Raw genomic sequence first — 6488 nt, 5'->3', positions numbered from 1 at the left:
CTCCACGAGCAGGGCGTGGTTGGCGTGCGCGGTCCCGCCGGCGAGCGGCCGCACCATGCGGACCTCGGCGCCGCGGCCGAGGCACTCCTCGACCCAGCGCAGGGTGGGGTGGCCGGGCGGGGCTCCGGTCGGCAGGCAGGCAGCCGGTGTGCGAGTCACCTGATCCATGAAAACGGATTCCGAAGGGTATTGGGAGTGATTTTGCGAAGACGGAACGTAACAAATTGCACGTCAGCGGGGTCGGGTGAGGGAGTATCTCCGGTCGTCGCGGGCGTTTGCCGGACAAACGCCGCGGATTCCGTCCGGTATCCGAATGCGGCTCGGGTGGGGCCCGCGGCCGGGCCCCACCCGATGGTTCCGATCGCCGGTCAGTCCTTCGGCTCGCGGCGGGGCCGGAGCAGGGCCTCGGCGAGCGCGAGCATCGTCTCCTCCAGCGTGGACAGCCGCTTCAGCACGTCCTCGTGCACCGCGTTGACCTGCTTGGAGACCTCGTCGTGGACGCCGTCGACCTTGCGGCCCACCTCGTCCTCGACGTGCAGGAAGCGCTTGGCGAACTCGGCCTGCGCGGCGTCGGCCCGGCGGCCGGCCTCGTCCTGCATGCTCTCCACGCGCCGCGCGAACTCGGCGTGCACGCCGCCGACCTGCCGCGCGACGTCCTCCTGCATGTTGCCGACCTGCTTGGCGACGTCCTCGTGGATGCTGCCGACCTGGCGGGTGACGTCCTCGTGGATGTCGCCGATCCGCTTGCCGAAGTCGTCGTGGACGCCGCTGACCTGCCGCGCCACCTCGCTGTGCACGGACTCGACCTGCTTGGCGACGTCCGCGTGCACCGACTCCACCCGGCGGGAGACGATGTCGACCTGCGCGGTGAACTCCTCCAGCGCGACGTCGACCCGCTTGGCGACCTCCTCGTGGATGTTCTCGATGCGCTTGCGGACGTCCTCGTGCACGTCCTCGAAGCGGCGGGAGAACTCGTCCATCCGCTTGGCGACGTCGCTGTAGGCGGTCTCGGCGATCTGCGACATGGTCGCCTTGACCTCGTCGCGGTCCGGCCGGGCGCGCAGCTCCTCGATCAGCGGGTCGACCGCCTCGGCGAGGTGCTTCTCCAGCGCGTCGAACCGGTCGCCGTACTCGGCCGCCGGACGCTGCGCGATCTCTGCCAGCAGCCGGTGCACCTCGGCGATCTCCAGCGTGGCGGGGAGCCGGCCGATCCGCTCGCCGAGCCCGTCGAGCCGGCCGTCGAGGCTCTCGAACCGGCCGTCCAGGCCCTCCAGCTTGCCCGACAGGCCCTCCAGCCGGCCGTCGACGCCGTCCAGCCGCCCGTCCAGCCCGTCGAGCCGGCCGCCGACGCCCTCGACCCGGCCGTTGACCGCCTCCAGCCCCTGCTCCATCCGCTCGGCCATCTCGCCGAGCGCCTGGTCGACCCGGGCCGTGACCCCGTTGATCGAGTGTTCCAGCCGCTCGGACCGGTGGCCCAGCTCGGCGAGCGACTTGTCCAGCCGGTTGAACCGGACGGACGCGGCCTCCATGCTGCCCTGGAGCTTGTCGAGCCGCTTGGTCATCTCGTCCATGCGCTGGGACGCCTGCTGCGTGGCGTCCGTGATGTGCTGCGCGGAGTCGAGGACGGCCTGGATGCGGGTCAGGCCCTCGTCGACGTTCTCGGCGACGACGCCGACGTCGGCCCACAGCGCCGGCAGTTCGGCGACGGGCTTGACCCGCTCGCCGAACGACTCGATGTGCTCGGCCAGTCCTTCGGCCCATTCCGGGGGCTTGCCGGACAGTTCGTCGACCTGCCCGCGGACGCTCTCGAGCTGCCCGGTCAGCCCGGTGAGCTCCCGCTCGCGGACCTCGCGGAGCAGCCACTCCATGCCTTCCAGCCGCTGGCGAATCTCGTCCAGGACCTGACCCTGTGAGCGCTGTTCATAGACGTGGTCCTGCGCCGCACGGGCGAGCAACTCCCGCATCCGATCCGAGACCGGTTGACCTCCCGTCTGCAGGAAGTTGTGATTCGTTTCCACCCGATGCTCCTTCGTGTGCCGGCGCGACGAAATGACGCACGGCAAATGAATCTCTGAGGTGGCCACTGTAGTGCGTGTGAGGGACCGCTAAAACGGGTAGCAGAGAAGATTGTGAGTTCTGCGGAATGCGCCTGTTATCCGGCTGGGGTGGAAAGTGAGAATTAGCCGGGAGCGGGGTTGATCACCGCTACGCGGCAAACGCCTTGATCGTCATGATGCGGCGGGGATGCGCGGTGGTCGGGGACGGTGCCGTGTCCGTACATCTCGTCCAACATCGGCAGTTCTCGAACCGGGCGCGGCCGCGGCCCGCCGGTGCGCGGCCGCGGCCGCGAGGCGGCACGGGGCGGATTCAAGCCCTATTTCGGAGGGTATTCCGCGGCGCCGAAGTCCCGGCCGGTGAACCCGTCCCGGTGTTTTCGGGCGCGTCGGTCCCGGCGCGCCGATTCGGGGCCGGAGCCGCCGCGTTGCCGGGCGCCCGCAATCCCTGGTGGACGCGATGCCGGAAAACGCCGATGATTTGCACCGCCGTGGCGCGTCGCCCGGCCCCGCTTGGCGTTGCCCGGCCGCGCGGAAGATCTTTGGGCACGGTTGCCGGGCGGCCCCGGTCCGGGCGGGTCAGCCCGCCGTGTCAGTCGCCGGGTCAGCCCGACGGGGGAGCGGGCGCGGCGGCGCGGGCGAGCAGGGCGACCGGATCGCGGCCGACCCGGGTGACCACCAGCGTCGCCTCCGCGGCGCCGTGCCCCGGCCGGCGCCCGGCGAAGCCGAGGTCGCGGCGCAGCCGGTCGACGTCGACGGCCGAGCCGCGCTTCTTGACCGTCAGCACCCCGATCTCGCGGCGGCGCAGCTCGGCGCGCAGGCGCTTCACCGAGAACGGCATGACGTCCTCGATCTCGTAGGCGGACGCGAACGGCGTCGGGGACAGCCGGTCGGACGTGATGTACGCGATCTGCGGATCGGCCAGCCCGCCGCCGACCAGTTCTGCCACCTCGCCCACCAGATGGGCGCGTATCACCGCTCCGTCGGGCTCGTATAGGTAACGGCCCCATGGGCGGACATCGGGGCCGTCCGATACTTGCGGGGTCAATGTCCAGACCTGCGGGTCGGTGTCGGACGACAGCAGCGTGGCCCGGCGGCCCACGTCCCCTGCGAGCGACCCCAGCCAGAGGGCCGCCTCCTTGACGTCGCCGTGGACCGACACCCACTCGGCTTCTGCGCCGTCCGGGACGGCTTCATGCGGGATGCCGGGCGCCACCTTGACGCACGCTCCAGGGACCTTCTGTGCTCTGTCCAGGACGACGTCGAGCGGCGGCTCGTAAGCGCGCGGGTCGAAGACCCTGCCCCGTGCAGTGCGGCGCCCGGGGTCGGCGAACACCGCGTCGAAGCCGTCCAGAGCGGCCTCAGTCGCGTCGCCGACGCGCACGGACGCGTCGAGGCCGAATTCGGTCACGTTCGCCTGCGCCACCTCGGCCGTCAACGGGTCGAGTTCCACGCCCTCCCCGGTGAGGCCCGCGCGCCCCCGCGCGATGAGGTCGGCCCCTATCCCGCAGCCCATGTCCAGCACACGCGCGCCGTCCAGCCGGTCGGCGAACCGTCGCGCTCTGTGCGCTGCCACGCTCGCACGGGTGGACTGCTCAAGGCCCGCCTGCGTGAAGTACATGAGGTCGGCGTCCAGGCCGAACTTGGCCCGTGCCCGCTCCCGGAGCCGCACCTGCGTGAGCGCCGCGGCGACCAGCGCGGGGTCGTGCCGTTCGCGCAGCCGCGTCGCCGTGGCGAGCAATCCGTCGTCGCCGACGTCCGCCGCCGCCGCCTCGCCGAGGAGTGCCTGGCCGGAGGGGGTGCGCAGGGCCCGGAACGACGCGATGTCCATGGAGCGAAGTTAGCGTCAGGTGAACGGCGCCCGGTGCCTCCGTGTCCGTGTTGACGGGCTCCCGAGCACGGAATAGTCTCCATGACTGGCACTCTCGTACTGAGAGTGCCAACAACAGCGACAAGGTCGGTCTGGCACCCGCGACGGCAGGCCGGTCCAGGGTCGCCTCTTCTGTCACATGTGCTGGCCGGCCATCCGTGGCCGGCCGAGGACCAATCGAAGGGGAGGTCAGATCGTGACGACCGCCACCAAGGTTGTTCTCAAGCCGCTTGAGGACCGCATCGTCGTCCAGCCGCTTGAGGCCGAGACCACCACCGCGTCGGGCCTGGTGATCCCGGACACCGCCAAGGAGAAGCCCCAGGAGGGCACCGTCCTTGCCGTTGGCCCGGGTCGCGTCGACGACAAGGGCGAGCGCGTCCCGGTCGACGTCAAGGTCGGCGAGGTCGTGCTCTACAGCAAGTACGGCGGCACCGAGGTCAAGTACAACGGCGAGGAGTACCTCGTCCTCTCGGCCCGCGACGTGCTCGCGGTCATCGAGAAGTAATCACCGAGACGTGATGCACCCGCCCCGGTCGGCGCCGCCTTCGGCGGGGCTGCCGGGGCGGATCGCGTAATAGAGGAGTATCCGCATGGCGAAGATCCTGGAGTTCGAGGAGGACGCTCGCCGGGCTCTTGAGCGCGGCGTCAACGCTCTCGCGGACGCCGTCAAGGTGACGATCGGCCCGCGCGGCCGCAACGTCGTCATCGACAAGAAGTTCGGCGCGCCGACCATCACCAACGACGGCGTCACCATCGCCCGCGAGGTGGAGCTGGAGGACCCCTACGAGAACCTCGGGGCCCAGCTCGCCAAGGAAGTGGCGACCAAGACCAACGACATCGCGGGCGACGGCACCACCACGGCGACCGTCCTCGCGCAGGCGCTGGTCCGGGAGGGCACCCGCAACGTGGCCGCCGGCGCGTCCCCGCTCGCGCTCAAGCGCGGCATCGACGCCGCCGCCCAGCACGTGTCCGACCAGCTGCTGAAGTCGGCCCGCGAGATCGTCGAGAAGGACGAGATCGCGCACGTCGCGACCATCTCCGCGCAGGACCCGCAGATCGGCGAGCTGATCGCGGAGGCGTTCGAGAAGGTCGGCAAGGACGGCGTCATCACCGTCGAGGAGGCCCACACCATGGGCCTCGAGCTGGAGTTCACCGAGGGCCTCCAGTTCGACAAGGGCTACCTGTCGCCGCACATGGTCACCGACCACGAGCGCATGGAGGCCGTCCTGGAGGACGCCTACGTGCTCATCGTGGACGGCAAGATCTCCAACGTGCAGGAGTTCCTGCCGCTGGCCGAGAAGGTCGCGCAGACCAAGAAGCCGCTGCTCGTGGTGGCCGAGGACGTCGAGGGCGAGGCCCTGGCGCTGCTCGTCGCCAACAAGATCCGCGGCACCTTCACCTCCGTCGCGGTCAAGGCGCCGGGCTTCGGCGACCGCCGCAAGGCGATGCTGGGCGACATGGCCACCCTGACCGGCGGCCAGGTCGTCAGCGAGGCCATCGGCCTCAAGCTCGACTCCATCGGCCTGGAGGACCTCGGCCGCGCCCGCCGGATCACCGTCACCAAGGACGCCACCACCATCGTCGACGGTGAGGGCTCCGCGGACGAGATCACCGCGCGCGTCAACCAGATCAAGGTCGAGATCGAGAACTCCGACTCCGACTGGGACCGCGAGAAGCTGCAGGAGCGGCTGGCCAAGCTGGCCGGCGGCGTCTGCGTGCTGCGGGTCGGCGCCGCCACCGAGGTGGAGCTGAAGGAGAAGAAGCACCGCCTGGAGGACGCCATCTCGGCGACCCGCGCGGCGATCGAGGAGGGCATCGTCTCCGGCGGCGGCAGCGCGCTGGTGCACGTGGCCAAGGAGGGCTTCGACACCCTCGGCCTGTCCGGCGACGAGGCCACCGGCGCGGAGGCGGTCCGCCGCGCGCTCAACGAGCCGCTGCGCTGGATCTCCGAGAACGCCGGCCAGGAGGGCTACGTCGTCGTCTCCAAGGTGCAGGCGCTGCAGGCCGGCCACGGCTACAACGCCGCGACCGGCGAGTACGGCGACCTGATCGCCCAGGGCGTCATCGACCCGGTGAAGGTCACCCGCTCCGCGGTCACCAACGCCGCCTCGATCGCGGGCATGCTGCTCACCACCGAGGCGCTCGTGGTCGACAAGCCGGAGGAGGCCGAGGAGGCCGCCGGCGGCGGTCACGGCCACGGCCACGGGCACGGCCACTGACCCTTCCCGCGTCCCGGCCGGGGCCGTCCGCCCCGGCCGCGTGGGAGAGGCCGCGCCGGTCCGACCGGCTCCGCGACCCCCGTCCACCCGGTGGACGGGGGTCGCTGCCATGTACCCGATTGGGAAGTTCTTTATTCGGTGGGCGGTTTGATCTTTCGTGACGCGTGGCAATGAAATGATCGCATGACGTAATATTCCCAGGTTCGTTCCAGCACTGTGACCATTCCGTTGTCAACGACGGGGCAGACACGCCCGGCGGCGCTGGGCATCATGCTTGACGTGACCGAGGGATGCTTCGCCGGGACCATGACCGCGCGCGCTGCCGAACCCTCGGGAGGTCCGGCC

General features: G+C 70.6%; 4 protein-coding genes. 2 read left to right on the top strand and 2 right to left on the bottom strand.

The annotated features are described in order from the left end of the window. Positions 1–368: 368 nt before the first annotated feature. Together ETD96_RS39015 and ETD96_RS39010 are read right to left on the bottom strand one after the other, a co-directional pair. Positions 369–2018 carry an apolipoprotein A1/A4/E domain-containing protein gene (locus tag ETD96_RS39015; RefSeq protein ID WP_138641519.1) on the bottom strand — a complete coding sequence of 550 codons (1650 nt, stop codon included), beginning with the start codon at positions 2016–2018 and terminating at the stop codon, positions 369–371. Positions 2019–2658: 640 nt separating this feature from the next. Next, complete coding sequence (locus ETD96_RS39010; RefSeq protein WP_138641518.1) at positions 2659–3885, bottom strand: THUMP-like domain-containing protein; 1227 nt, start codon at positions 3883–3885, stop codon at positions 2659–2661. 235 nt (positions 3886–4120) lie between these two features. Here ETD96_RS39010 and groES point away from each other — a divergent pair, with 235 nt between their 5' ends. Beyond that, positions 4121–4429, top strand: coding sequence for a co-chaperone GroES (gene groES / locus ETD96_RS39005; protein ID WP_089324409.1), 309 nt, complete (start codon positions 4121–4123; stop codon positions 4427–4429). A gap of 85 nt (positions 4430–4514) precedes the next feature. After that, positions 4515–6143, top strand: a complete 1629-nt coding sequence (groL, locus tag ETD96_RS39000; protein WP_138641517.1) for a chaperonin GroEL — start codon at positions 4515–4517, stop codon at positions 6141–6143. The last annotated feature ends 345 nt before the right edge of the window (positions 6144–6488 follow it).

This window comes from Actinomadura geliboluensis (assembly GCF_005889745.1).
GTDB classification, from domain to species: Bacteria; Actinomycetota; Actinomycetes; order Streptosporangiales; family Streptosporangiaceae; genus Spirillospora; species Spirillospora geliboluensis.
The sequence above is the reverse complement of the archived record's forward strand: the minus strand, read 5'-3'. Positions and strand labels throughout refer to the sequence as shown.

What these genes read in the sequence shown, in the direction of transcription:
- groL (WP_138641517.1), top strand. Translation starts at nt 4,515, where the DNA reads ATGGCGAAGATCCTGGAGTTCGAGGAGGACGCTCGCCGGGCTCTTGAG.
- ETD96_RS39010 (WP_138641518.1), bottom strand. Translation starts at nt 3,885, where the DNA reads ATGGACATCGCGTCGTTCCGGGCCCTGCGCACCCCCTCCGGCCAGGCA.